This window comes from Roseateles sp. GW835-FHT13E02, from assembly GCF_058794035.1.
Window position 1 is genome coordinate 254,860 of the sequence record NZ_JBXAGJ010000003.1, and the last position, 24,582, is coordinate 279,441.

A 24,582-nucleotide genomic window follows, 5' to 3' on the forward strand; every position below is an offset into this window, starting at 1 on the left:
CAAGCCCTCAGCTCGCAAAGATCTTGCCCGGGTTCATGATCTGGGCCGGGTCCAGCGCTGCCTTGATGCTGCGCATCAGGCCCACCGCGCCCGGCCCGGCCTCGTCGAGCAGAAAACCCTGCTTGTGCAGACCGATGCCATGCTCGCCGGTGCAGGTGCCGCCCAGACGCAGGGCGCGGGCCACCATCTGCGCGCTCAGGTGCTCGGCCAGCTCCCGCTCCGCCGGCTGCTGCGGGTCGATCAGATAGCCCATATGGAAATTGCCATCGCCGACATGGCCGACGATGAAATAGGGCAGATCGGTGGCCTCGACCTCGCGCACCGATTCATTGATGCTCTCGGCCAGACGCGAGATGGGCACGCAGGTGTCGGTGGTCACGCAGCGGCAGCCAGGGCGGGTCTGCAGGGCTGACAAGTAAGCATGGTGGCGGGCTGTCCACAGCCGCGTGCGCGCCTCGGGCGTGCTGGCCCATTCAAAGGCCTCGCCGCCCTGCTCCGCTGCCAGCGCCTGCACGCTCTGCGCCTGCTCGGCTACGCTGGCGGCCGAGCCATGGAACTCCATCAGCAACATCGGCGATTCACGCAGGCCCAGATGGTCATGGGCGTTGACGGCACGCACGGCATGGGCATCGAGCAGCTCGCAGCGGGCGATCGGAATGCCCATCTGGATGATGGCGATGGTGGTCTGAACCGCGGCGTCGATGCTGGGGAAAAAGCAGATGGCAGCCGACACCGCCTCGGGCAGCGGATACAGACGCAAGGTCAGCTCGGTGATCACGCCCAGCGTGCCCTCGCTGCCCACGAACAAGCGGGTCAGGTCATAGCCGGCACTGCTCTTGCGCGCGCGGCTGCCGGTGCGGATCTGCTCGCCGCTGGCGGTCAGCACGGTCAGGCCCAGCACGTTCTCGCGCATGGTGCCGTAGCGCACCGCATTCGTGCCGCTGGCGCGTGTGGCCGCCATGCCGCCCAGCGAGGCATCGGCCCCCGGGTCGATGGGGAAGAACAGGCCGCTGTGGCGGATCTCCTGGTTCAGCTGCTGGCGGGTCACGCCGGCCTGCACGGTGACCGTCAGGTCCTCGGGATGCAGCTGCAGGATGGACTTCATCCGGCTCAAATCCAGGCTGATGCCGCCCTGCACCGCCAGCAAATGCCCCTCCAAGGACGTGCCGGTGCCGTAGGGGATGACGGGTACGCGATGCTGCTGCGCCAGTTGCAGCACGAAGGCCACCTCCTCGTTGCTCTCGGCAAAAACCACGGCATCGGGCGGCGCCACGTCGAAGGGCGACTCGTCTCGACCATGCAGTTCGCGCTGAGCCAGTGCGGTGCTGCAGCGGGCACCAAAGCGCCGCCGCAAAGCCTGCAAGACCTCGTCCGGCAGAGAAAACGGTGCCTGCGCAGAATCGGCCAAGGCCCTCATTCGCTGAGCCGGATGCTGCGGTAGTTGGAATCGGCCTGGATCTCAGCCTCACTGAACGGCAGCTTGATCCAGGCACCACCCTTCATGTAGATATCCGAATAGACCTTGGTCTGGTCCGAGAAATGGGGCGAGAGGATGTGGCTGGACTGCGAGTAGGTCAACACCCCCTCGGCCACCGGTCCTTTGGCATCGAAAGTGACAAACTGCATATAGCTGTTGCCGTAGACCGGGTCACCATACAGGCCGGCATTGAGATTGCCGCGGACATTGTTGAAGGTGTAGGGGCCGCCAGGGATGGGGATGGGTGCGCTGTCGCGCACGATGATCTGCCGCCGGGCCGTCACCTCTTCGAGCGGGATGTTCTGGGTGGCGAACCATTGCACCGCATCGGCCAGCAAGGTGGCCGCCTTGCTGTTGGCGGTGTTGAAGCCGCGCGGGGTGTAAACCGGATCGGCCGGGTTGTAGGCCACGCGCCAGTAGCTGGCGTCCTTGAGCTCACCCGAGATTTCGTAGAACTTGCGGAACAGCAAAGCCCCCGGGTCGAGCAGGCCCTCGGTCTTCTTCCAAGCGGCCAGCACGGCGCAGGCCTTGCTGAGATCGGTCAGCTTGCCCGTGCTGTCCTTGGTGCTGGGCGACGTGCCGCTGCAGGCCGCGGCCAGGAACTCGTCCAGCCATTGCTCGGCCTTGAAGAAACGGGCCTTCTGGTAGACCTGCTGCAGCTGGGCCAGGGTGAAGCCCTTGCCGGTCAGGCCATCGCGGCCCTCGATGCGATCCAGGGCCTGGGCAATGCCCATGCGGGTGCGTTCGCCTTGAGGAGCGCCTTCGGCATTGGGGCCGGTGGCGATGATCTTGGGGTAGCCGCTCAGCCGCACCTGATCGTTGGGCAGCCAGTGGCTGTCGTTGGCGTTGACGATGAAGTCATCGCGCAAGACATAAGGCCGCTGGGCCGCGGGGATGGCGCCATTCCAGTTGCAGGCCGACTTGCTGCCATCCATCAGCACCAGGCCACGCGTGGCCAGCAGGAACTGACCGGTGGGGCTGTTCACGCAGCTGGCCAGCTGGGCGTCGCTGACATTGGCCGCCACCGAGTAATTGGCATAGAGCGCGCGGCCGTTCTTGTCCGCAGCCATGGTGTTGACCCAGGGCAAGGCGTTGAAGGTGGCCAGGTTCTCGCGCAGGCTCTCGGCGCTGCTGGCCTTGCCGTTGAGCAGGGCCTGGTCCAGCAGCTTGGTGTTGCTGTAGTTGGCGTCACGCAGCGCGAAGCCAGCCGCACCGCTCCAGGCAAAGCTGGCGCCATCGCTGACCATCGGTCCAAAGTCAGTGCTGTAGAGCGTGCGCGTGATGGTCTTGAGGCTGCCATCGGGCTGCAAGGCCTGCACCGACAGCGGCGTCTGGCTCATGGGCTTGTAGCCCCCATCGACCCAGTAGCGCGTCGGATCGGCCGGATCAAGCTTGAGCTGAAACAGCGTGAAGCGGTTGTCGGTCGAGAAGGTGTGGGTCCAGGCCACATCCTTGTTGAAGCCGATCAGGGGCACCACCGCACCGAGCAGCGTGGCCCCCATGACGTCGTACTTGCCTGGGATGGTCAGGTGCAGCTGGTGCAGACGCAATGCGCCCCACCAAGGAAAGTGCGGGTTGCCCAGCACCATGCCGGCCCCGCTCTGCGTGGCACCCTTGCCCAGGCCATAACCATTGGAGCCGATCACATGCTCTTCCAGCTGGCGCAAGCCCTGCAGCAGGGGTGTGCGCGCCAGGGCGAGCTGGGTGGACTTGGCGCGCAAGGTCTTGGCCGACAGCAGCACCGGCTCGGCGCCCGCCGGCTTCACCAGCGGTGGCTGGGCGCTGCCCAGGGCGTGAATGAACTGCAGCGAGCTGCCGGCGATGGCCGCCTGGGTGAAGCGGAAGTAGGCGTCGTCCTCGTTCATCGGGCGCACCCAGGCGGCGCCCTTGCATTCCAGCGGCAGGCCGTTCAAGCCCTTGTCGCTGAGGTAGCGGTTGTAACCGGCCACAAAGCCGGCGACCAGATCGCGCACCTCCGCACCGGCTCCGTTCTTCATGGCCTGCGCCTGGGCTGGCGTCATCAAGGCCTTGTAGAAAAAGTCCGAGGACAGATTGGGCGTGAAGTCGCCAAACTGCCCGAGGTAGTTGACCGGTTTGCCGTTGGCATCGACATCGCCAAAAAAGCGCGAACGCTCGCCACGCAGGGTGATGATTTCCTGGGCAAACAGGCAGATGTGATCCTGGGCAAAGGCATAACCATAGCCATAGCCCGCCCCCTTGAAGTTGTCGGCCTTGATGTGCGGCACACCGTAGCTGGTGTAGCGGATCTCGGCGGAAAACTCAGGCGCCGAGATCGGCTCAGGCGCCAAAGGGTTGCTGTCGCCATTTCCGCCACAAGCACAGAGCAAAGCAGCGCTGGCCAGGGCCGAAAACACAGGGTTGATACGGAGAGGGTTTCCCGAACTTGTACGTATTTGCACGAAGTTGTCTCCAATGTGACTACCGTCCGTGGGTAGATCGCTCTAATTCGCTATCTGCGCGGGCGCTAATTTGTAGCCCCAGGCTATCATCAAAATGGTAAAAAGCCCATCAAAAGGGCGTACCACGACAACACTGGAGACATTATGAAATTCAAGCTTTCCGCGCTTGGCATGGCCGTCATCGGCGGCCTGTGCGCCCAATCCGCCCTGGCCTCCGGCTACCACTTCGGCTCGCAATCGGCCTCGGCCCAAGGCACGGCGAACGCCAACACCGCGGAAGCTTCGGACGCTTCGGTGCTGTTCTACAACCCGGCCGGCATGACCCGCCTGGACGGCACGCAAGCCTCCGGTGTTCTCAACGTGGTCCTGCCCAAGGGCACGTTCGAAGACCAAGGCAGCATCACCAGCTTTGGCCTGCCCACCAAGGGTGGCAACGGCGGCAAGTTCGTGCACACCACCGCCGTGCCCCATGCCTACCTGACCCACAAGCTGAACGCGGACACCTCGATCGGCATGGCCTTCTTCGTGCCCTTCGGCTCCAAGAGCGAGTACGACAAAGACTGGGCCGGCCGCTACAACAGCATCGGTACCGAGCTCAAGACCATCGCCCTGAACCCCTCGATCGCCTTCAAGGTCAATGAAAAGCTGAGCGTGGGTGCAGGCCTGACCGCGCAGTACATCGAAGGCAATCTGGCCAAGGGTGCGGACTTCGGCTCCGGTGCACTGGCCCTGATCATCGAACAGCAGGTCGCGGCCAACTCTGCCCCCGGCGTGCCGGTCGATATGGTGCGTGCGGCCGTCATCAACCGCCTCGGTGGTCTGATCAAAGCCGCTTCCGGCAACCCGCTGTACTCCGGTGGCGTGGAAGTGGAAGGCAAGGATTGGGGCCTGGGCTTCAATCTGGGTCTGATGTATTCGCCCAACCAAGACACCCGTTTTGGCATCGCCTACCGCTCCAAGATTGCGCACAAGCTCAAGGGCGAAGCCGTCTGGAACGTGGCCACCCCGGCAGCCAATCTGGCCACGCTGCTGAACGGCGCCCTGCCCGGCGCTGGCACCACGGTGCAGCAACGTCTGGTCGGCCTCTACACCAACAGCGACGCCAGCCTGAAGGTCGACACGCCCGAGTCGCTGTCACTGTCCTTCTTCAAACAGCAGGACAAGCTGGCCGTGATGGGTGATGTCACCCTGACCCGCCACTCGCGTTTCAGCGAACTGCGCATCGATTTCGCCAACAACCTGCCGGATTCGCTGACCCCGGAGAACTGGATCAACACCATCCGCGGCTCCTTCGGTCTGAACTATCAGTGGAGCGACGACCTGAAGCTGCGCGCCGGCATCGCCTACGACCAAAGCCCGGTCAAGGCCACGACCCGCACCCCTTCGATTCCTGACAATGACCGCACCTGGATCTCCGGTGGCCTGAACTGGAAGCTGGACAGCAAGAACTCCATCGACTTCGCCCTGAGCTTCATCCGTGTGGCCCCGAGCCAGATCGATATGTACGACAACGGTGCCCAGGTCAACGCCGCGGGCTCCGCTGTCTGCAACCCGTCCGGCAACACCTCCAGCTGCGCCACCATCAAGGGCCGCTACAAGCTGAACTCGGCCCTGCTGGGTCTGCAGTACAACCGCCAGTTCTGACGCGATACCGCTCACGCGGCGCCTCGGCCTGCCAAAGCCACCGGCTCACCCCGGTGGCTTTTTTCTTGCCTCTTGCAAACAAACACGGGCGAAACAAGGGCTGACTGTCAAAGCCGTGGACGACAGCGCCAGGCCGTGACACCATGGGCGTATCGGCTGCTCTGCCGATGTTTGTCAGTTCGATGGAGGCTTGAACACCATGGCTGATCTCTCGACCCTGCTGATCTTGCTGGCTTTGCTGCTGGCTCTGGTGGGTGCTTTGCGGCTGGATCTCTTGCGCCTGGCCGTGAAAAACCTGTTGCAGACACTCACGCCCGAAGCCAAACCCTTGCGTGACGACCCCGGCTTGAAAGTCAGTGCACCCGCCGAGCCGCCGCGCCATGCGCAAATGGCCGGACACAAGCCGGCCTTTCATCGCAGTGGCCGTCGCCACTGAAGTCACCGGGCCATTGAACTTGGGGCAAGATGCCGGCTTCTTCACAGACCACGCCGGACCCGGCAAGCCCCATGGCCAATCGACTTTCCAATATTGCCACCCGCACCGGTGACGACGGCAGCACCGGCCTCGGCGATGGCAGCCGCGTGCCCAAGGATCACCTGCGCGTGCAGGCCATGGGCGATGTGGACGAGCTCAATTCCAACCTCGGGGTGCTGCTGGCCGAGCCCCTGCCCGAGGATGTGCGTGAGCTGCTGGTGACCATCCAGCACGAGCTGTTCAATCTCGGCGGCGAGCTGTGCATGCCCGGCTACGAGTTGCTCAAGGAAGGCGCCGTGCTGCGCCTGGACCAGGCCCTGGCCCATTACAACGCCGCCCTGCCCCGGCTCAAGGAGTTCATCCTGCCGGCCGGCACGCGCAGCGCCGCCATCGCCCATGTCTGCCGCACCGTGGCCCGCCGCGCCGAGCGCGCCGTGGTCACCCTGGCCGCCTCGGAGACCATCAACGCCGCGCCGCGCCAGTACCTGAACCGCCTGTCCGACCTGCTCTTCGTGCTGGCCCGCGTGCTCAACCGTGCCAACCTGGACGGCCTGGGCGGCGACGACATCTACTGGCACAGCGAGCGCCTGGCCCGCCTGGATCAGGACGAAACGCCGAGCTCCGACGCCTGAGGCTTGCCTCAGGCAGCCAAAGCGTCGACCGCGCCGCGCAAGCGCTTGGCATACGCCGTGCGCAAGCTGGCCGGCCCCAGGACGTCGACCTGGCCGGCATGGCGCAACAAGTCCATCAAGAGCTCGGTGGCGTCGACATAGGGCACCTCCAGGCGCCAGCGCCCGTCGTCCAGCCACTCACTGCGCTGGCTCGGGTGCCATTCCTCCTTACTCACCCATTGCGCGGCCTCGGCGCTGAACAGCAGCTGGGCTTGCTGGGCCTGGGCGCCGGCAAATATGCCGTAGCCCTGATCCAGCTCCGCCTCCAACTGCTTGAGCGGCACGGCCTTGGCGCGCTCTGACAGCAACTCAACGCCCTCCATGGCATCGAGCGCAAAGCGGCGAAAGCCCTCGCTGTCATGGCACCAGGCATCGAGATACCAGGTGTTGCGGTAATGAACCAGGCGCTGGGGTGACACCGTGCGGCGGCGCAGCTGCCCTGCCCGCCCACCCTGGCTGCGGCTGCGATAGCCCATGCTCAGGCGCTGCCGTTTGACCACGGCACTGCCCACGGTCTCAAAACACTCGGCCACCACGCGGCGGCGGGCCGTGCTGATCAGCTTGATGCGCTGGGTCAGCTCCTTGGCCTCGGCCTCATCCACACCCAGCATGCTGGTCAGCTTGTCGAACATGGGTTGCAGATGTCGGCTCAGGATGCCCTCTTCGTCCAGGCTGGACAGCATCTGGTGCATGGTCAGCAAGGCATGCAGCTCTTTCTCGCTGAACCAGACCCCTGGCAACTCGTGCTGGCGGCCCCGCCATTGCTGGCCGAAACGGTAGCCATTGGCGCTGGCGTCGTATTCGATGGGCGCGTCCATGCGCTCACGCAGGTACTGCAGATCACGCTTCAAGGTGGCCGGTGACACCTCCAGTGTCTCCAGCAAGCTGGCAAAACTGACGCATTCGCGGCTGCGAATCATCATCTCGATCTTGTAGAAACGCTCGGTGCGATCCATGCGATCTCCTGTTTTTCGGTAGCTCACGTCATGAGCCAGTGAGCCCAGACACTGTGCCACAAGGTCGCTCAAGTTCGTGGTGACCGGCACCAGGAGATTTCCCATGGCATCGATCGCAGCACGCACCCTCACCCCCGTGAACGCCAGCGCCACGCCGGGCGCCGCACGACAACAGGATCTGGCCTTCATCCACGTCAGCCCTGCCACTTCAAGCCCGGAAGGGCAAGACCTGACCCCAAACTCGCCGCTGCCGGCCCACCAGGCCCTGGGCCAGGCGCTCGGCTGGGACTATGCCCACCACGGCCTGACCCCGCCGGTCGAGCACCTCTACCCCAACTCGCCCTTGCGCCAGGGCTGGCTGGCCGGTGCCGCCACCTTCGGTGCTCGCACCCTGCCCGCCACCATCCACACCCAGCGCTGGCTGGCCCTGCGCAGCCATGCCTGGGCACGCGGCCGCAGCTTTGAGCTGGTGCAGCTGACGCCCAATTTCCTGCAGCAGATCGACTCGGCGTTCTGCCCCATCCTGCGCCAGGCGCTGAATGACAAGCCTGCCGATGCACTGCAAAAATCCATCGACCGCGTGCGTGACGATGCCGGCTATGCCGCCGGCAATCTGGTCAACCTGAGCCGACAAGCCAATGCCGCCAAAGCCAGCCATGATTGGCACAGTGCATCAGCCCTGGCGAGCAGCCTGCAACAGGGTCCGATCCGACAGACAGCGGGACTGGACGCCACACAATGGGCCCGCATCGCCACCCTGTGCAGTTTTGTCACCGCCCTGCCCCACGAGGAGGCTGCACGCATCCCGCTTCATGTCTTGCCACCCAACCGCTTGCGCCTGTTCAACCCCATCCAGGCCTTGCAAGCCCTGGTGACGCGCCAACTGGCGCGCCCCGGTTGGAGCCAGCGCCTGGCCCGCATCGAAGCCCTCCTGCCCAGCGACAAGCTGCGTGGTGACTTCAACCGCTTTGTGCTGGCCCTGGCCCCCCGTGTACTGGCCGTGAAGTCACTCGATCGCGAGGAGGACATCCGCTGGGCCCTCGAGGATGCATGGTCAGACTCGCTTCTGCAGCGACGTTGGACCCTGTTCGCCCTTCAACTGAGCCCGGCGCAAGCCGAAGCACTGGTGCAACGGGCGGCCGCCAAGAAGCTCAGCGCCCAGTATGTGCAAAGCCACTGCGAACACAGTGCCACCGAGGGTTGGGCCTTGGAATACCACGGCTACTGCCCGGCCGCCATCCGGCCACGTCTGCACTGAATCTCAAGCCGTGATCGGGAGCCTCAGCCCGGCAGGCCCACGGTGAGCCGTTCCAGTTCCCCAGATTGATCTTGCAAAGCCACGTGGTAACCGCGCTCACCGAACCAGCTCGCCCATTGCCGGGCGAGTTGCTTGCTGGTCAGCCAGGGGCCGGATCGGTCGAGGCGCACACGATTGGCGCGGCGCTCGTAAAACACCACCCGCCACATACCGGTGGTCGGAGAACTTTGGTCGAATCGATTCATGATGCTGAGGCGCGCAGCCTAGCAGACTAACCCGTTACATCGTGTCCAGCAGATGACAGGCCGGCGAGAAATTCTTCGCCGCTCACGCCCTTCAAACCCGGGAGCTGACGGCGGCTGATCAAGCGCTGGCCGCGCAATCTCAGAGCCGGGTCACTGCACAACCACAGCTCGGCCTTGGCATGCGGCGACAAGGCCAGTTCCAGGGCGGGCGAAGCCTCGCGCGAACGTCGCCGATCCGCTTGCGCAGCTGGCCCCACGACCTCGGCATAGGGCAGGAAATCAGCCAAGAGCTCCTGCTGCTGGACCTCGCTGAGCGCCAGGCGAGGAAAACGCAAGGCCGTGATCAAGGCCTGCGCCATCTCGGCATTGACCAAGGGCACACAGGCCCCGGACTGCCAGGCCTGACGCAGCGCCTGAGCGGCGTCATCGCTGCACAACAAGGCCCGTAGAAGCAGAGGCAGATCCAAGACGACGCGACTGGCCTGCACGGCTTTCTTGGGCCGCGTGCGGGCCCGGGTCACCGTTTCACCGCCTTGGCGCGCGCGAAGACCTGTTGCGCCGACACCGGCTTGGAGCTCGCCTGCTTGCGTGTGGCGCTGCGGGGTTTGGGCGCAGCTTTCACGGTCTCAGTGGTTTTCACCGCTGCCGCCTTGCGTGTTTTTGCAGCCGCATTTTTTGCCGCGACCGATTTCGCGGCACTCAATGGTTTTGCCAGCGTTTTTTTGACCGGAACCGTTTTTTGAGCTGCAGGCTTTTTTCCTCCGGAGGCTGCTTTTTTTCGAGCCGGAGTCTCGATGGATTTGTCGGCCCAGCGCAGGGCGGACTCGATGGTTTTGGTGTCGATGTCGAGCTCGGCGAGCTTGGCGCGCAGCGCGTCGCCTCGCTGGATTCGCACGGGGGTCAGGATGATTTGGCCGGCTTGGGTGTGGACCTCGAAGTACTGCACGGGTCCCAGGGGCTGGGTCACGCTTTTCGGAAGCGTCAATTGATTCTTTGAAGTCAGCTTGGCCAGCACGTGTCGTCAATTCAGAAAGTAAGGGGGCATTACTTTACCTTCTCCTTGCTTTGACTTTGGCCCGTCGTCATCGAAAAACACACGCATCTCTTCGGTTGCAAGAATCCGCTTGAATGAAGCGCTAGGTCTTTCAAAAAAATGGACGAAAAAAAACCAGCGACCCGAAGGCCGCTGGTTGTCATGAGACTGGAGAAGCTCAGGCGCCAAAGCGCCGATGCGCTCAGACCAGGGATCGATGCAAGCGCAGTTCTTCCAGACGAACGCCACCGACTTCGGTGGTCTTGGCGCTGCCCAGCTCGCGCTTGAAGCCGGCCAGGTCAAAGAAGCGCAAGGCACGTTCATTGCGCAGATAGGTCCACAGCGTGACCTTGGTGCAGCCTTCTTCTTGCAGGCCGTCGCGGGCCGCATCCCACAAGGCCAAGCCCACGCCCTTGTCCCAATGGATGGGGTTCACATACATGGCCCAGATCTCGCCGGTGCTCGAAGGCGTGCCCTTGTCGCGCGAACGGTCGAAACCGACAAAACCCATCAACTCGTTGTCGATATGAGCCACCACCACCTGGGGCTCGCACAGATCGATCGCTTCGCGCCAGAAGGCTTGGCGCTTCTGCACCGACAGGGCGTCCAGCACGGAATCGGGCAGCAGACCTTTGTAGGCGTCTTGCCAAGCCGCGACATGGATTTCTGCAATGCCCTTGGCATCACGCAGCGTGGCGGGGCGAACCTGAATACTCGACATACAAGAAAGAACTCAAAAGGAAACCAAGAACGAACCACTCCCGAAGTTCCGAACCACCAGCCGCCATCGGCTCAGACCGGGCGGCAAATGCTCTTGTGCGGGAACACGAAACGGAAGGGCGGTATTTTGCTTGCCATTGCGCGCCGGGCCGGCGCTTGACAGCGCGATATTTTCTAGGCCGAAAGAAGAAGGGCCTGCGTCCCCAGCCTGGCCTTGGCATGCGCTTGCACGGCGCGCTTCAGGGCCGTCTTGCTGCTGCGCTGCAGACAAGACAAGACCGCATGGTCCACCGCCAAAGGCCCCAGATCCGCGGCGAAACGCTCGGCCACGTCCTGCTGCATGCGCAAGAGCAGGTGGGCCGTGGTGCTGGCATCGGCCAGTGCACGGTGGGCCCGGCCCGAATCGGGCAGTTGGAAATGTCGCGCCAAGGTGCCGAGCTTGCAGTTGGGCGCATCGGCATAGAGACGGCGTGCCAGGAGCACGGTGCAGACAAACTCGTGTGCAGGATCCGGCTCGCAACCCGCCCAAGCCATCTCCGCCTGCCAGAAGCCGCGATCGAAGGAGGCGTTGTGGGCCACCAGAGGGCAGCCACGGGTGAACTGGGCCAGCTCGCGCATCACTTCAGCCGCCGGCGGGGCGTCGTCCAACATGGCGTTGCTGATGCCAGTGAGTTGCTCGATGAAAGGCGGCACCCAGACGCCCGTGTGCATCAGGCTCTGAAAACGATCGACGATCTGACCACCCCGTACCAGCACAGCTGCAATCTCGGTGGCTCGGCCACCACTGCCAGGGCCCAGACCCGAGGTTTCAAAGTCGATGACGGCCACCGTCTCCACGCCTTTGCTGAACACGCTCATGCTTTGGCGGGCACCGGGTGCTTGATGGCATTGAGGGCCAGCTTGCGTTCGACAGCGGCGGCGACATCCACGGCGCTATGGTCGGCGATCTGCAGCAGGTAGAGCAGGACATCAGCGATCTCTTCGCCCAGATGCTGGTGCTTGGCGGGGTCTTGGGCAATGGCTTGGGATTCCTCGGGCGTCAGCCACTGAAAGATTTCCACCAGCTCTGCGGCTTCCACGACCAGTGCCATGGCCAGGTTCTTGGGGGTTTGATAGGGCTGCCAGTCGCGTTCGGCAGCAAAGCTGCGCAAGCGCTTTTGCAGGTCTTGGATGTCCATGGGATGCAAGTGTGGCATGCCCTCAGCCCGCTTCCAGCGCACTGTGCAGCTTCTGAAGAATCTCTCCCCCTCTCTTATTCATAGGTATTTCAATTTTTTAAGTTGGTAGTCTTAGTAGAGGGCGATCGTTTCTGTGGACAAGTCATTTTTCATGAATGAGATCAATGATTTAGCTCACTTCAAACCATGTGGGTACGACCCGGGATTGAAGACTGCACAACCGACAACAAGTCCGGACTTTCCACTTTCCCTGTGGATAAACCCCTGCTTGTCCTTTTTTTATCCACAAGCTTGTGCCTTGACAGCCTGAAATCCACCGACGTCCTGTTTCCGACCGGCGACAACTTGTCCCGCGTGTGACAAGTTCCTGGAGGATTCACTCTAAATTCAGGTTTTTGGAGCGAATTCAGGCCTCGTTCTGGGGCAAACACGCAGAACCCCGGGCCAAGTTGGTGCCTAGAGTTCGCTTCAGCCCCAAGACGAGGCCCCGATCGGGGCCCGGCCTCCCTCTTCGCAAAAGCAAAGGTTGTCCCATGCAACAGTTTCAGAAGCTCCTCGTTCCGCTGGCTGCCGCCCTGGCCTTGAGTGCCTGCGGTGGCAATGGCGACCCGGTGCCCGACGCTCCCGCGCCGGCCAAGATCACGGCCGTCAAGGTCTTCGGTGACAGCCTGGCCGATTCCGGCACTTTTGGCTTCCGATTCACTGTGCAAGGCGCCGACACGCAGATTTATCCGGAACGCATTGCCGCCAGCATGGGCAGCAGCCTGTGCAATTACTACGCCTTCACCGGTACCACCTTCACCACCAACAGCAAGCCGGGTTGCAGCAACTACGCCATCGGTGGCGGTGTGATCAACCAGACCAATGCCTCCGATCCGCGCGGCATCGTGCTGCAGATGATCACCGCCTCTTTGTCCGGCCCCTACAAGGCTTCGGATCTGGCCCTGATCGATGGCGGTGGCAATGACGCCGCTGATCTGGTGGGCGCCTATCTCAAGGCTCCGACAGACAAGGCCGCAGCCTTCTCGACCCTGTTGGGCACGGTGCTGAGCGCCAGCCAGGTCACCACCATCGTGACCGGCGGTGCGGCCACCATGGCCACTGGCGGCGCCACTTACATGGAAGCCCTGGCCGACAAGTTTGCCGATGGCATTCAGAGCTATGTGCTGGGCAAGGGCGCGCAGCAGGTGGTCGTCCTGAACCTGCCCAGCATCACCATCACGCCGCGCTTCCAGCGCGTGCTGGATGGCATCGCCCTGGCCAGCGGTGGCGGCACCGCCGGTGCCACGGCTCGCGCTCAATCCGAAGCCTTGTTCAAGAGCTGGATCACGGCCTTCAACAAGCGTCTGGAGAGCCGCTTTGCCGGTGAAGCCCGGGTTGCCGTGGCCGACTTCTACAGCATGATGAACGACCAGTTCGCCGATCCGGCCAAGTACGGCCTCAGCAACGTCAAGACACCGGCCTGCCCGCAAACCGGCACCGGCGCCGATGGCCTGCCGACCTACACCTTCCCGACCTGCACGCAAACGGCGTTGTCGGCCACCATCCCGGCCGGCGTCAGCGGTGGCGCCAACTGGTGGAAGACTTACGCCTTCTCGGACGGCTTCCATCCCACTCCGGCCGGTCATCAGCAGATCGCTGATCTGGTGAACCGCAGCCTGGCCGCCAAGGGCTGGAAGTAAAAGGAACGCGATTCAGCGAACCATGCACGGGCTCTTGTGGCCCGTGCGGACAAAAAAGGGGAGCTTCAAGCTCCCCTTTTGTTCTTCATGCCTTTCGACCCGTACTTCACTCGATGCCGATGACCTTGTGCATCTGCACCGACATGCGCCATTGCGGGTGTTGCATGCAGTAGTCCACCACCTCGCGGGTGTGCTGGGTCTTGAGCACGCTGTCCAGCGGCTGCAGGAAGAAATGCTGGAAGTCCAGCCCTGCAAAACGTTCGGGCCGCGCCAGCGGCTGGGGGTAGACCAGCTTGAGCTCATGACCGCGGGTCAGCACCAGTTCGGCATCGGCCTTGGGGCTGACGCAGATCCAGTCCAGGCCTTCGGGCGCCGGCTGCGTGCCGTTGGTCTCGACGGCGATCTCGAAGCCGCGCGCATGCAGAGCCTCGATCAGAGGCGTGTCGAGCTGCAGCAGGGGCTCCCCCCCGGTGCAGACGACATATGGCTTTCCAGGCCGGTCTGCGGGCCAGCGTGAGGCAATCGCGTCGGCCAGGGCCTCGGCCGTGGCGAACTTGCCGCCGCCCTGGCCATCGGTGCCCACGAAATCGGTGTCGCAGAAGTTGCAGACGGCGCGCGCGCGGTCTTCCTCGCGCCCGCTCCAGAGGTTGCAGCCGGCAAAGCGGCAGAACACCGAGGCCCGGCCCGCCTGTGCGCCCTCGCCTTGCAAGGTGTAGAAAATTTCTTTGACGGCGTAAGTCATGCGTGTGTGCTGGTTTGTTCTCGTCGGGGTACGTTCAAACCGGGATCAGGTCCACCGCGGTGGCCACACTGACGATAGAGCCGCAGCCGCGGGTCTCGTACATGTCCACACGGTCCAGCTGCGGCAGGTCGACCCGGGCCTTGCCCAGCACCCAGGCCGCCAGGCTGGCGGTATCGCCATCGGGTAGATCGGCAATCTCGTAGAGCGGCCGGTGGTCGATGGCCTTGAAGATGGGGTCGAACAAGGTCTTCACATCGCCAAAGTCCACAGTCCAGCCCATCACCGCATCGAGCTCGGCGCTCAGGTGCAGGCGCAAGGTGTAGGTGTGGCCGTGGATGGCGCGCAGCGGGCTGTCGGCCGGTGCGGCCTTGAGCTGGATGGCGCTGTCCAGGGTCAGCTCCTTCCAGATGCGGTAGTTCTGGCCGTCGAAATTGGCGCCGCAAGAGCCGGTCTCGTAGACGGTCAGCCAACTCAGCTCGGGCAGCAGTGGCTTTATGCGCGCCCACAGCCAGGCCGAGATCACCTCGCTGGTTGGGTTGCTCAGGCCCTCGATCTCGTTCAGGCAGTGGTAGTTCAGCTCGGCATGGAAGGGTGCCCAGACTTCGTCCAGATGGTCGTAGTCGATGCTGATGTCGCGCTCGCCCAGGTCCTGGTTGGCATGGACGATCACCTCGAAACCATGGCCGTGCATGCGGCCGCATTTGTGGCCCATCGGCACATTCGGCAGCTTGTGGGCCGCTTGAAAACGGTAGCGGCGCCAGACATGGGCCATGCCCTTGACGTCCAGATCGACCCCGCTGTGCTGGGTGCTCTGGATGCCCACTTGCTGAATGCCGGGCACGCCGAACTCATGCTCCAGGCGCAGGCGGATCCAGCGGGCGATGTTCTCGTCGGTGGGTTGTTCGATGGTCTGGTTCAGCAGGGCATGGTCCAGCGGCGCCACGCAGGCTTCCAGCCGGCGGCGCAGTTCTTCCACTTCGGCGCCTGGAAACGGCGCCCAGCCCGCGGGCAGCTGGGCTCGGATGGTGGCGAAATAGCTGTGCCCATGCAGGCCGCGGCTGCGGTGGCCCGAGGGCAGCGCCGGGATCTGGCAGGCCGACTCAAAGCCACAGGAGGCGGAGTACAGGGTGTCGGTGTTCATCAAAGACTTCGCCTTGCAATATCAATATGGTTTTTAAATTTTTAAGAATGGTAGTCGTAGTAAGGGTGAACCCTGGCTGTGGACAAGCGCAATTTTCTCAGTCCTGACAAGTGTTTGGCAGCTTCCAAAGCATGTGGACGCCAGGCCTTGAACTTTTCACTCGAGAGATAACAACTTTGGATGCAAGCGCCGGCCTGTGGACAAGTGGGTACTTGTTCAAGATTCATCCACAAGTTTGTCCACAGGGTTCGGCTGACCCTGGACCATGCCCTGGTGGTGGCTGAGGAAGACCTCGCCCTCGAACCAACGGGTCCAATTGGCGGCGCGCAGGCGGTCCAGCACGGGGCCTTTCACCTCGCTCAAATCCAGGCGCAGGCCCTGGCGTTTGAGGTGGCTGTGCAGCTCGCGCAAGGCCTCCAGGCCGCTGAAATCGATGCTGTTGACCGGGGACATCAGCAGCACCACGCGGCGCATCGGCTCAGCCCCCGGTTCGGCTTGGTTCAAAAAGCCTTGCACCACCTCGGTCAGGCTGCGCGCATTGGTGAAGAGCAGGCTTTCATCGATGCGCAGGCCCAGCACGCCGGGCTGGCATTGCACGGCATGCCGGCCGACATTGCGGTAATGCTCGGTGCCGGGCACCCGGCCGATCAAGGCTACATGGGGCCGCGCCGTGCGCTGCAGCAGCAGGGCGATGGAACCCAGCACGCCCAGGGCCAGGGCCGCGCTGACGCTCCAGCACAGCACGATGGCGGCCACGCCGGCCATCAGCAGCGCCTCGGCGCGGGCATAGCGCCAGGCCTCGACAAAGGGTTGGAACTTCAGGCCCGAAAGCACGGCCACCAGAATCGTCGCCGCCAGCACCGATTTGGGCAGCGAGGCCAGCGGGCCGGCCAGCAAGCCCATGGCCAGGCCCATGAAGAGGGCGACAAACACCCCGCTGAGCCGGCTGCGGCTGCCGGCTTCATGCAGCAAGACGCTGCGCGAAAAACTGCCCGCCACCGGCATGCCGCCGCTGAAGGCCGCGCAAAGATTGGCTGCCGCCAGGCCACGCAGCTCGGCGCCGGCCTGCACTTTCTCGCCGCGCCGGCGCGCCAGCGATTCCGCCACCACCAGGCTGGAGACGTAGGTGATCAAGGCAATCAGCAGGGCGCTGGGTGCCAGGTTCCACCACAGCTCGGCCTCCATGCGTGGCAGGCTGGTGTGCAAATCCATGGGCGGCAAGGTGCCGACCAGGGCCACGCCGTGTGACACCACATCACCCGCGCTGGCTGCAGCCATGGCGAGCAACAGCAGGCCCATGGGTGCCAAGCGCGCAAGCCCCGGCCGCAACCAGCGCCGCCCGGCCAGCAAGAGGCCGCAGGCCAGCAGGCCGAAGCCGGCCGTCCAGCCATGCCAGGCAAAGCCGCTGCTCTGGGCGCTCTGCCACAAGCCGGGCAATTCAAAGCCTTGCGCCGGGCTGCCCAGCAAGACCGGCAGCTGGCTCAGTGCAATCGTCAATGTCGCTCCGGTTTCAAAGCCGTGCAGCACCGGCACCGAGAGCAGCGAGGCCAGGGCATCCAGGCGCAAGGCCGCGGCCAGCAGCAGGATCAGGCCCACCTCGGCTGCCAGCACCAGGGCACCTTCCGGGGGGCTGACCCCCGGCGGCAGTGCGCCCAAGGCCTGGGCAATCATCAGGGCCAGCACCGCCACTGGGCCGACCGCCAAGACCGGACTCGATCCCCACAAGGCATAGGCCAGCAGAGGCAGCAGGCTGGCGTAGAGCCCGATCTGCGGCGGCAGGCCGGCCAGCATGGCATAGGCCAGGCTTTGCGGAATCAGCAGCACGCTGACCACCAGGGCTGCCATCACGTCGGCGCGCAGGGCATCGGGTGAGCGCTGCAACAAACGGCGGCGCAGTGTGGCCAACCAGGGCTCGGAGGCAGAGTTCATCGGCCGGATTGTCTCAGCCGCTGGGCTGCCTCAAGCCGCTCCGGGCCCGAGGATCTGCTGCAGGCTGACCTGATCGTTGGAGCAGGCGGCTTCGAAATCCGCCGCGATCGATTCCAGGCTGGCGCGGTCGGCCGCACGCACGGCGGCAATGCCCATGGCCCGGTTGCGGCCGCGTGATTTGGCGGTGTACAGCGCCATATCGGCCCAGTTGACCGCCTGCTCCCAGTGCAGGGGCAGCTCGCCCGGTGGCAGCGGGAAATGGGCAAAACCCAGGGATACGGTGATGCGCAGCGGCCCGTCGGCGCTGTGCACCGGCGTGTCAGCCACCGTGTGCAGGATGCGCTCGGCCAGCGAGGCCAGCTGCTCACTCGTCACCGCGGAGGCGAAGACCAGGAACTCCTCGCCGCCCCAACGCACCACCAGATCGCCTTGCCGCACGGCATGCGACAGGCGCCGCGCCACCTCGCAGATCACCACATCGCCGATGCCATGGCCATGCTGGTCGTTGACATGCTTGAAGTGGTCGATGTCCACCATCAGCAGGGCACCGTGGAAATCCTGTTGCGTCTGCTCGTTCATCACGGCCAGGAAATGGCGGCGATTGGCCAGATCGGTCAGCGGGTCGCGCTCGCTTTGCGCGCGCAACAGCAGTTCATTGGCCTTGAGTCGCTGGTTGGCCAGGTGCATGCGTCGCACCATCACCCCACCCAAGAGCAGTGACAGGCCCAGCAAGACCGCCACCGCATAACTCACCTGGCTGGCCAGCTGGCGGTTGCTGAGCTGGCGGTCGACCAGGGCCTGCTGGCTGACCAGCAGGTTCAGATCGCGTTGCTTGCGCTCGCTGTCGTACTTGATCCTGAGCTGCTGCAGGGCCGACTCACGGTTGCGCGCATTGAGCTGGGCACTGAGCTTGCGTTCCTCGTGGTAAGCCAGGATGGCCTCGCGGGGGCGGCCCACCGAGGCCCAGGCCTCTCCCTGTTCGCGCAGCTGGGTCGAGAGCTGCACCAGATCGGTGTTGCCCTGGTTCAGCTCGCGCAGCCGTGCCAACTCCTGGCGGGCCTGCTCGAACTGACGCAGCTGGAGGCGCGTCACCACCATATTGCTGCGGATGACCCGCTCAAATCGCGCGTCAGGCAGGCTCGACAACATGGCCAGGACCGGTTGCGCGGCCTGCAGGGCACGCAAGGGCTGGCCGACCTGCATGTAGTAGTCGTTCAGGCCGATGTAGAGCTGGGCCGTCAATCGTTTGGAGCCGGCCTCACGCGCCAGCGCCAGTCCTTCATCGAGGGCCTGGCGCTGGGCTTTGCGGTCTCCCACGCGCGCCGCCAGGATGGCCTCGTTGGATTTCACCTGACCCATGGCTTGCGGATCACCCTGGGCGGTCTGCAAGGCCAGCGTTATCCAGCGCCGACTCAGTTCGGGCTGGCTCTGGTCTTGATAGAGCATGGCCAGGGTGGCCATGCTGAAAGCGCTGCGGCGGTGGTCTTCGGCCGCCTGGGCCAGCTCCAGCGCATATTTCTGGCCGGCTTCGGCGGCCGAGACTGCGCCCTCGGCCATCTGCGTGCGGGCCAGCAGGCGCAGTGCCGTCCAGGCCAAGCGATAGTCGCAGACTTGCTGGGTGACAGCTGACTTCAGCGTCTGGCGCGGGCAGTTGCGTTCCAGCGTCTGCAGGGCCAGGCGGGCCCACTCGGCCGTGCTTTGCAGATGGCCATCGCGGCTGGCGATCTCGCCGCGCAAGACCTGGCTGCGCGTCAGCTGGCCGGCCTGCAGGGCCAGCTGATCGGCCATCTTCTGAGCGCCGATCCGGTCGCCATGAACCAGGCGGACCATGCCTTCCGCGAAATCGATGCGCGCTTCCTGTTCGGGGCCGGGCCGCTCTGTCCCGGCCAGCTCCTGGCGCAGTGTCTGCAGGGCATGCAGCACCTCATCCAACTGATCGTCTTCGCGCCGCACCAGCTGATCGAGCTGGCTTGGCAGGGCGGCAGCCAGTGCCTGCGGTGGCTGAGCTGCCAAGGCCGAACCCAGCAGCAGGCCGGTGCCGAGAATGCTTGCGTGCAGCGACCGTTTCACAGCCGGCTCTCCTCGAAACGGGCCGGGCCGTTCAGGGTCAGCAGCTGGACCTGACCCGATTGCCAGGCGGCTTCCATGCCCTTGGCCAGCTCCTGCAGGCCGTCTTCATCGCTGGCCTGCATGGATTCAATGCCATAGGCCTTGTTGCGGCCATGGGCCTTGGCCAGGTACATGACCGTGTCCACCAGGTCGATGGCGCGCTCCCAGTTGACTGCCACCTCATGCGGCGCCACCGGGAAGCTGGCAAAGCCGATCGATGCCGTGACCGGGATGTGTTGCGCACCATGCCGCACCGTGGGTGCGGCAATCTGGTCGAGCAGGCGCTGGGCCAGGGTGCTGGCATAGCTGACCTCGCGGGTCTCGACCAGGATCAGGAACTCTTCACCGCCCCAGCGCACCACCAGGTCTTCATCACGCAACGTCGCTTGCAAGCGGCGGGCGATTTCAATCAGCACCGTGTCACCGGCGGCATGGCCATGCTGGTCGTTGATGCGCTTGAAATGGTCGATGTCGATCAGGAACACCGTGCCGCTCAGCATGCCCTTGTCGGCCAGCCGTTTGATGGCGGCCTGGAAATGGCGGCGGTTGGCGAGGCCGGTCAGAGGGTCGCGCTCGCTGGCCATCTTGAGCGCGGCATTGCTGTGCGCCAGAGCCCGGTTGGTCTTGCGGATGCGTTGGTAGGCCAGGCCCAGCAGCACGGCAGACAACACGATGCAGCCGCCCAGCGCCGCCCACAGGCGCAGCTGCAGATCGCGGGCGCGCAACTGCTCGGTCTTGAGGCTGTTGTCGCGGTTGAGCAGCTCGATTTCCTTGGCGCGGCGTTCGTCTTCGTAGCTCTCCTGGATCTCCAGCAGGGTTTTTCGGGTTTCGTCGCGCAGCACCTTGTCGATCTTGCGGCGGTGCTGGTGAAACGCCTCCACGGCCGCGCTGAGGTCGCCGGCCCGCTCCAGATGCATGCCCAGCTCCAGCCAGGCATTGGCGACGATGGTGTCGGCACCCCGTTGCTCGTCGCGCGTCAGGGCAGCCAGCACCTCGCGCTTGCCTTCTTCCACACGGCGCAAGCCGATCTTGGCGATGCCCCGGTTGTGGCGGGCCAGCAGCTCGTAGTCGATGTGCTGGGTGGCCAGGGCCAGAGCCAAGGCCTCATCGGCGAACTTGAGAGCCTGGCTGTAGCGGCCCTGGTTGAGGTGGAAATCGGCGAAATTGCCCAGGGCCAGCGAGGTCAGTGTGTCCGAGCCCGCCTGGCGGGCGGCATCCAGGGCCGCCTGCTTGGCCTGCTGTGCACCGTCCATCAAGCCCAAGGTCTGCAGCACGATGCCGCGCATGGTGTAGATGTCGTAGAGCAGGGCCGGGCTGGGGTCTTGGTCAACCTCGGCCAGGGATTTGTCGCTGAACTGGCGGGCCAGGTCCAGCTGTTGGGCCTGGTGGTAGATGAAGGCCAGGTTGCTCAGGGTCTGGGCGCGGCGCCAGGGTTTGCCGATCGCATCGGCCAGCTTGAGCGCCTCGGTGGCATTGGCAATCGCTGCGTCGACATCGCCGGTCTCGCTCTGCACAAAGGACAGGAAATCATGGCAGCGCAGCAGCAGCAGCGGCCCGGTTTCTTGCACCGTGTAGCCGGCCAGGGGGGCCATGGTGCGCTCGGCCTGGCGCAGCCCGTCGCTGAAGCGTTGCTGGCGGGCGCGGATGTAAATCAGGGCCAGGTTGGCAGCGCGCCGATTTGCTTCGTTGGGCCACTCTTCCAAGTCCTTGATGATGCTGGCCGTCAGTGCGGCATCGCGCATCTCGGTGCTCAGATAGCCGCGCAAGGCCAGCAGCTGCACACGCGCCAGGCTGCCCGGCGCGGTGCGCGGCTGCATCTCATGCAGCACATGCTCGCTGGCCGCCGGGTGGCTGCGCCCTTCGCGTTCGACGCGCTCGAGCTCGTCCCAGATGGGGTCTTGCTGTTCGGTCTGAGTGTTCTTGCCGCTGGTTTGCTGCGCACGGTTCGAGGCATCCGGCTCGGGCACGCCGGGCTGGCAGGCGGTCAGCCCGAGCAAACTCAGGCTCAGCAGCCAGCCGGCACAGGCCGGCATGGCGCGCGCCCGTGCAGGCACAGGTGATTCAGCCTTCGTGAAAACGGATGCTCGGCTCATTGACGGCGGTATCGGCACAGCAGGGGTCGAATTGAGTGCAGGCTCAGGGGTGGTGAGCAATCAAGCGGTCAAGACCGAGAACAAATGGACAGGCCGGGATGGGGCCGCGGATTTCTTCCAGCGTGGTGCGCAAGAAACCCGCTGCAGTGAGCCGGTCACACCCGACCCGCGATCCCAGGCCCGGCCCATGGACCGCCCGGGCAGTGTAGTGAGCGCATAGCGCCCAGTTCCCGGTGATTTCCCCGGGGTTGGGTCGGCGGCAGGGCCTCAGCGGGCTTGAACCAGCACCATGGTGGCCTGCATCAAGGCCACAACCTTGAAGTCGCGGGCGTCCTCGCTCAGAAAGGCCCGCACCTCGCCGCTGCACACGGTCAGCAGGCGGCCGGCGTTCTGCACCTTGCCCACGGCCAGGAAATGCGTGCCGATGGCCGGCCGCATCAGATTGATCTTGAATTCGGCCGACACCACCTCGAAACCCGGCGCCGCCAGGCTCAGCGCCGCGTAGCCGCAGGCACTGTCGACGATGCTGGTGATGGCGCCGGCATGGACAAAGCCCTGCTGCTGCGAGACCGCGGGCGAGTTGGGCATGGCGATGTGCACCTCGCCCTCGCCCACCCAGGCCAGGCGGGCGCCGAGGGTGCGCATCAGGCCCTGGGCCTCGAAACTGCGGCGGATGCGGGCGGCGCGGTCCTCGCTGTCTTCACTCATGGGGCAGACCTTCGGCCATGGCCAGCAAGGTTCCGAGCATCACGAAGGCAATGGCCACCAGCAGCGCCAGTCCAATCGGCTTCAGCCAGGACTTGCGCGGGTAAGTGCGCCCGTAGCGGGCCAGCACCAGGCCAACCTGTTCCTTGCCGTTGGCGTAGTACCAGACCACCAGAAAGACCAGGCCGGCGACACGCGTCAGCAAATCTGCCGCTTTCTCACTCGGCAGCACGGCGCTCACACCGACCGTCACCACGAGGAACACCAGATAAGCCCAGACCCACTGCAGCGAGCGCGCCGCCTTGTCGGGATGTCCCATGGCCAGCCAGTTGGATCGCTGCAGCAGGGCGCCAAACACGGGGCTGAAGATCAAGCTCCAGCTGGCTGCTGCGTTGGGGTTCCACAAGCGAGGCGCCGTCGTGGCGGGTGGTTCGATGGGTGCTGAATCGGGGGCCGGGGACGGCGATGCATCGCTCATGGGCTGCGTTCCTCGTGGTCTTGAAGCCGGGCTTTGAGTCAGGCTATGAGCCGGGCTGGATCTGGAAACACCAGCATAACGGGGGATCGGGACGTCAGGCGGCGCGCTGGGCGCTCGTCATCCGCCGCGCCAGGATCACCACATCCACCGTCGCTTGCGAGGCGTTGGCGGGGCTGGGCAGGCGTTCGAGTGCAAGATCGCCAAAGCCGGCCGCCGCGAGCCAGCTGGCAATCGTCTCCGGCCGGCGGTAGAACAGATGCACCCGGTCGCCGCTGCTTCTCAGCTGCACGCCGCTGTCGGCCGGGTCACCGGTGATGCTGCTGAGCAGCAGGTGGCCACCGGTGCGCAGCAGGCGGGCCAGCTCGGCCAGCACCTGGCGCGCGTCGTCGTCGTTGAAATAGCTCAGGCCGAAGCAGAAGGCCAGGGCGTCGAAACCAGGGCTCAGGGCCGACAGGTCGCGGCAGTCGGCCTGGTGTGTGGAGATGCCGGGCAGGCGCTGCCGCGCGGTGGCCAGCATGGCGGCCGACTGGTCGACGCAGAGGATGTCGGCATCCGGCCGGCAGCGGCGCACAAAAGCCGCCACATTGCCGGGCCCGCAAGCCAGGTCGAGCAGGCGCGGCGCCTTGGCGGGCAGGCGATCGACCAGGGCCTGGTAGTTGCGGTCGTAGTCGCGCAGCTCGAAGTATTTCTCGGCATAACGCTGGGCATGCTTGTCAAAGCAGGCTACCGATTCGGCGTTGTAGTCCTCGGACACGGCATTTCTCCATGGGCTGCCGATATTAGCCGCCGAGGATTGCTGCGCTCAGCGCTGGAAGCGCAGCAGGTGGCCGCTGTACTTTTCGGCCGCCTCGGGCGCCGAGCGCAGCAGGCGGTCGTCCAGCTCGAAGCCCAGGCCGGCCATGCGTTTGCTGAAGGCCGGGCGGTTGCCGCGGTTGGGATCCACGACCAGCACCTCGCAATGCGGCAGGGCGTGGCGCTCGATGAAACCGCAGAGTGCACCGCAGTCGTCGCGTTCGTAGAGGATGTCGCTGCCCATGATCAGATCGAAGCGGCCCTGGACGCGCGGGCGGTGGCGGCGTGCTGCGGCCGGATGGCGCTTGGCGCTGGCCGCGGCGGAGGCCAGGGCAAGCAGCTCCTCATCCCAGCTCTGGCCCGACCAGTCGCCGTGACAGTAGCGCATCGGCGGCAGGTCGTTGAGCCGCAGGTTTTCCATCAAGAAGTGGCCGGCCAGGGGGTGGCAATCGCTGGCCGTGACCAGGGCGCCGCGGCGGTGGCTGACCAGGCTGGCCAGGCCCAGACCGCAGCCAATCTCCAGAATGCTCTCGCCCTCCACCAGGGGGCGCAGGGCCATGGCCTCGGCCAGGCGCAGGCCCGAGGGCCAGAGCAGGCCGAACAAGGGCCAGGTGGCCGAAGAGATGCCCAGGGCCTCGGCCTCACCGAGGGGATCGCTGAACTGCTGGCGGTCCAGCAGGGAGCGGATCTGCAGATCGGCCACGCCAGCAATGGCGATGGATTCCAGCTTGTAGGCCAGCGCCGGGTCGGCGTTGGTCAGGGGAAAAGCCGTGTCAGACATGGCGGGAGCTTTCGAGTTGCATGCACACATCCAACCGGAATGCTCGGGACTTT

Annotated in this window: 23 protein-coding genes; 5 read left to right on the forward strand and 18 right to left on the reverse strand. The window is 64.7% G+C overall.

Translation table 11 applies throughout. The annotated features are described in order from the left end of the window. Nucleotides 1-7: 7 nt before the first annotated feature. Both AC1Q6P_RS04550 and AC1Q6P_RS04555 read right to left on the reverse strand, forming a co-directional pair. The gene (locus AC1Q6P_RS04550) at nucleotides 8-1,417 is read right to left on the reverse strand and encodes an FAD-binding oxidoreductase (RefSeq protein WP_492663425.1); all 1,410 of its coding nucleotides are present in this window, start codon (nucleotides 1,415-1,417) and stop codon (nucleotides 8-10) included. Then, a complete protein-coding gene (locus AC1Q6P_RS04555; RefSeq protein WP_492663426.1) occupies nucleotides 1,414-3,786 on the reverse strand; it encodes a penicillin acylase family protein in 2,373 nt (790 codons plus the stop codon). Before AC1Q6P_RS04555 ends, AC1Q6P_RS04550 begins: the two co-directional genes overlap by 4 nt. A gap of 255 nt (nucleotides 3,787-4,041) precedes the next feature. On the opposite strand from AC1Q6P_RS04555, the gene AC1Q6P_RS04560 reads away from it, so the two are divergent. From AC1Q6P_RS04560 to AC1Q6P_RS04570, 3 genes are all read left to right on the forward strand, one after another. Continuing rightward, a complete protein-coding gene (locus AC1Q6P_RS04560) occupies nucleotides 4,042-5,541 on the forward strand; it encodes an OmpP1/FadL family transporter (RefSeq protein ID WP_102768789.1) in 1,500 nt (499 codons plus the stop codon). Between the two features lie 199 nt (nucleotides 5,542-5,740). Then, a complete protein-coding gene (locus AC1Q6P_RS04565; RefSeq protein WP_171828513.1) occupies nucleotides 5,741-5,977 on the forward strand; it encodes a hypothetical protein in 237 nt (78 codons plus the stop codon). Nucleotides 5,978-6,048: 71 nt separating this feature from the next. After that, nucleotides 6,049-6,648, forward strand: a complete 600-nt coding sequence (locus AC1Q6P_RS04570; protein ID WP_102768787.1) for a cob(I)yrinic acid a,c-diamide adenosyltransferase — start codon at nucleotides 6,049-6,051, stop codon at nucleotides 6,646-6,648. A gap of 8 nt (nucleotides 6,649-6,656) precedes the next feature. On the opposite strand, the gene AC1Q6P_RS04575 is transcribed toward AC1Q6P_RS04570, so the two are convergent. After that, a complete protein-coding gene (locus AC1Q6P_RS04575; protein WP_102768786.1) occupies nucleotides 6,657-7,643 on the reverse strand; it encodes a helix-turn-helix transcriptional regulator in 987 nt (328 codons plus the stop codon). Nucleotides 7,644-7,746: 103 nt separating this feature from the next. On the opposite strand from AC1Q6P_RS04575, the gene AC1Q6P_RS04580 reads away from it, so the two are divergent. Continuing rightward, nucleotides 7,747-8,901, forward strand: a complete 1,155-nt coding sequence (locus tag AC1Q6P_RS04580; RefSeq protein ID WP_102768785.1) for a hypothetical protein — start codon at nucleotides 7,747-7,749, stop codon at nucleotides 8,899-8,901. Nucleotides 8,902-8,924: 23 nt separating this feature from the next. Here AC1Q6P_RS04580 and AC1Q6P_RS04585 read toward each other — a convergent pair whose 3' ends face one another. The 6 genes from AC1Q6P_RS04585 to AC1Q6P_RS04610 form a co-directional block, all read right to left on the reverse strand. Further along, nucleotides 8,925-9,146, reverse strand: a complete 222-nt coding sequence (locus AC1Q6P_RS04585) for a hypothetical protein (RefSeq protein WP_133155244.1) — start codon at nucleotides 9,144-9,146, stop codon at nucleotides 8,925-8,927. Nucleotides 9,147-9,172: 26 nt separating this feature from the next. After that, the gene (locus AC1Q6P_RS04590; protein WP_492663427.1) at nucleotides 9,173-9,667 is read right to left on the reverse strand and encodes a hypothetical protein; all 495 of its coding nucleotides are present in this window, start codon (nucleotides 9,665-9,667) and stop codon (nucleotides 9,173-9,175) included. Then, nucleotides 9,664-10,161, reverse strand: coding sequence for an AbrB/MazE/SpoVT family DNA-binding domain-containing protein (locus AC1Q6P_RS04595; RefSeq protein ID WP_492663428.1), 498 nt, complete (start codon nucleotides 10,159-10,161; stop codon nucleotides 9,664-9,666). Before AC1Q6P_RS04595 ends, AC1Q6P_RS04590 begins: the two co-directional genes overlap by 4 nt. A 220-nt stretch (nucleotides 10,162-10,381) precedes the next feature. Continuing rightward, a complete protein-coding gene (locus tag AC1Q6P_RS04600) occupies nucleotides 10,382-10,900 on the reverse strand; it encodes a GNAT family N-acetyltransferase (protein WP_102768782.1) in 519 nt (172 codons plus the stop codon). A gap of 173 nt (nucleotides 10,901-11,073) precedes the next feature. Next, nucleotides 11,074-11,757 carry a 3'-5' exonuclease gene (locus AC1Q6P_RS04605; RefSeq protein WP_492663429.1) on the reverse strand — a complete coding sequence of 228 codons (684 nt, stop codon included), beginning with the start codon at nucleotides 11,755-11,757 and terminating at the stop codon, nucleotides 11,074-11,076. After that, the gene (locus tag AC1Q6P_RS04610) at nucleotides 11,754-12,077 is read right to left on the reverse strand and encodes a nucleotide pyrophosphohydrolase (RefSeq protein ID WP_171828518.1); all 324 of its coding nucleotides are present in this window, start codon (nucleotides 12,075-12,077) and stop codon (nucleotides 11,754-11,756) included. Before AC1Q6P_RS04610 ends, AC1Q6P_RS04605 begins: the two co-directional genes overlap by 4 nt. 533 nt (nucleotides 12,078-12,610) lie before the next feature. Between AC1Q6P_RS04610 and AC1Q6P_RS04615 the strand changes: the two genes are divergently transcribed. Next, entirely contained in the window at nucleotides 12,611-13,759 is a 1,149-nt protein-coding gene (locus AC1Q6P_RS04615) for an SGNH/GDSL hydrolase family protein (protein ID WP_171828519.1), read from the forward strand. Between the two features lie 106 nt (nucleotides 13,760-13,865). Here the strand turns inward: AC1Q6P_RS04615 and queE are convergent, their stop codons facing one another. The 9 genes from queE to AC1Q6P_RS04660 form a co-directional block, all read right to left on the reverse strand. Next, nucleotides 13,866-14,501 (reverse strand): 7-carboxy-7-deazaguanine synthase, encoded by a 636-nt coding sequence (queE, locus tag AC1Q6P_RS04620; protein WP_102768778.1) that lies wholly within the window; start codon nucleotides 14,499-14,501, stop codon nucleotides 13,866-13,868. A 34-nt stretch (nucleotides 14,502-14,535) separates the two neighbouring features. Further along, a complete protein-coding gene (locus AC1Q6P_RS04625) occupies nucleotides 14,536-15,642 on the reverse strand; it encodes a 6-carboxytetrahydropterin synthase (RefSeq protein WP_492663430.1) in 1,107 nt (368 codons plus the stop codon). 216 nt (nucleotides 15,643-15,858) lie between these two features. Beyond that, a complete protein-coding gene (locus tag AC1Q6P_RS04630) occupies nucleotides 15,859-17,571 on the reverse strand; it encodes a SulP family inorganic anion transporter (protein WP_492663431.1) in 1,713 nt (570 codons plus the stop codon). Between the two features lie 30 nt (nucleotides 17,572-17,601). Continuing rightward, the gene (locus tag AC1Q6P_RS04635) at nucleotides 17,602-19,641 is read right to left on the reverse strand and encodes a GGDEF domain-containing protein (protein WP_492663432.1); all 2,040 of its coding nucleotides are present in this window, start codon (nucleotides 19,639-19,641) and stop codon (nucleotides 17,602-17,604) included. Next, complete coding sequence (locus AC1Q6P_RS04640; RefSeq protein WP_492663433.1) at nucleotides 19,638-21,713, reverse strand: GGDEF domain-containing protein; 2,076 nt, start codon at nucleotides 21,711-21,713, stop codon at nucleotides 19,638-19,640. The genes AC1Q6P_RS04635 and AC1Q6P_RS04640 overlap by 4 nt, the downstream gene beginning before the upstream one ends. Nucleotides 21,714-22,040: 327 nt before the next feature. Then, nucleotides 22,041-22,481: a PaaI family thioesterase gene (locus AC1Q6P_RS04645; protein ID WP_492663434.1), complete on the reverse strand. Its 441-nt coding sequence runs from the start codon at nucleotides 22,479-22,481 to the stop codon at nucleotides 22,041-22,043. Then, nucleotides 22,474-22,956, reverse strand: coding sequence for a hypothetical protein (locus AC1Q6P_RS04650; RefSeq protein WP_492663435.1), 483 nt, complete (start codon nucleotides 22,954-22,956; stop codon nucleotides 22,474-22,476). The genes AC1Q6P_RS04645 and AC1Q6P_RS04650 overlap by 8 nt, the downstream gene beginning before the upstream one ends. Before the next feature lie 94 nt (nucleotides 22,957-23,050). After that, the gene (locus tag AC1Q6P_RS04655) at nucleotides 23,051-23,710 is read right to left on the reverse strand and encodes a class I SAM-dependent DNA methyltransferase (RefSeq protein WP_492663436.1); all 660 of its coding nucleotides are present in this window, start codon (nucleotides 23,708-23,710) and stop codon (nucleotides 23,051-23,053) included. Nucleotides 23,711-23,758: 48 nt separating this feature from the next. Beyond that, on the reverse strand, nucleotides 23,759-24,529 hold the full coding sequence (locus AC1Q6P_RS04660) for a class I SAM-dependent methyltransferase (RefSeq protein ID WP_492663437.1): 771 nt from the start codon (nucleotides 24,527-24,529) through the stop codon (nucleotides 23,759-23,761). Between the last annotated feature and the right edge of the window lie 53 nt (nucleotides 24,530-24,582).

Coding starts and splice junctions, on each gene's coding strand:
- AC1Q6P_RS04605 (WP_492663429.1), bottom strand. CDS start 11,757: ATGAGCGTGTTCAGCAAAGGCGTGGAGACGGTGGCCGTCATCGACTTT.
- AC1Q6P_RS04630 (WP_492663431.1), bottom strand. CDS start 17,571: ATGAACTCTGCCTCCGAGCCCTGGTTGGCCACACTGCGCCGCCGTTTG.
- AC1Q6P_RS04560 (WP_102768789.1), top strand. CDS start 4,042: ATGAAATTCAAGCTTTCCGCGCTTGGCATGGCCGTCATCGGCGGCCTG.
- AC1Q6P_RS04580 (WP_102768785.1), top strand. CDS start 7,747: ATGGCATCGATCGCAGCACGCACCCTCACCCCCGTGAACGCCAGCGCC.
- AC1Q6P_RS04575 (WP_102768786.1), bottom strand. CDS start 7,643: ATGGATCGCACCGAGCGTTTCTACAAGATCGAGATGATGATTCGCAGC.
- AC1Q6P_RS04615 (WP_171828519.1), top strand. CDS start 12,611: ATGCAACAGTTTCAGAAGCTCCTCGTTCCGCTGGCTGCCGCCCTGGCC.
- AC1Q6P_RS04645 (WP_492663434.1), bottom strand. CDS start 22,481: ATGAGTGAAGACAGCGAGGACCGCGCCGCCCGCATCCGCCGCAGTTTC.
- AC1Q6P_RS04565 (WP_171828513.1), top strand. CDS start 5,741: ATGGCTGATCTCTCGACCCTGCTGATCTTGCTGGCTTTGCTGCTGGCT.
- AC1Q6P_RS04570 (WP_102768787.1), top strand. CDS start 6,049: ATGGCCAATCGACTTTCCAATATTGCCACCCGCACCGGTGACGACGGC.
- AC1Q6P_RS04650 (WP_492663435.1), bottom strand. CDS start 22,956: ATGAGCGATGCATCGCCGTCCCCGGCCCCCGATTCAGCACCCATCGAA.
- AC1Q6P_RS04610 (WP_171828518.1), bottom strand. CDS start 12,077: ATGGACATCCAAGACCTGCAAAAGCGCTTGCGCAGCTTTGCTGCCGAA.
- AC1Q6P_RS04660 (WP_492663437.1), bottom strand. CDS start 24,529: ATGTCTGACACGGCTTTTCCCCTGACCAACGCCGACCCGGCGCTGGCC.
- AC1Q6P_RS04585 (WP_133155244.1), bottom strand. CDS start 9,146: ATGAATCGATTCGACCAAAGTTCTCCGACCACCGGTATGTGGCGGGTG.
- AC1Q6P_RS04640 (WP_492663433.1), bottom strand. CDS start 21,713: ATGCCGGCCTGTGCCGGCTGGCTGCTGAGCCTGAGTTTGCTCGGGCTG.
- AC1Q6P_RS04600 (WP_102768782.1), bottom strand. CDS start 10,900: ATGTCGAGTATTCAGGTTCGCCCCGCCACGCTGCGTGATGCCAAGGGC.
- AC1Q6P_RS04625 (WP_492663430.1), bottom strand. CDS start 15,642: ATGAACACCGACACCCTGTACTCCGCCTCCTGTGGCTTTGAGTCGGCC.
- queE (WP_102768778.1), bottom strand. CDS start 14,501: ATGACTTACGCCGTCAAAGAAATTTTCTACACCTTGCAAGGCGAGGGC.
- AC1Q6P_RS04550 (WP_492663425.1), bottom strand. CDS start 1,417: ATGAGGGCCTTGGCCGATTCTGCGCAGGCACCGTTTTCTCTGCCGGAC.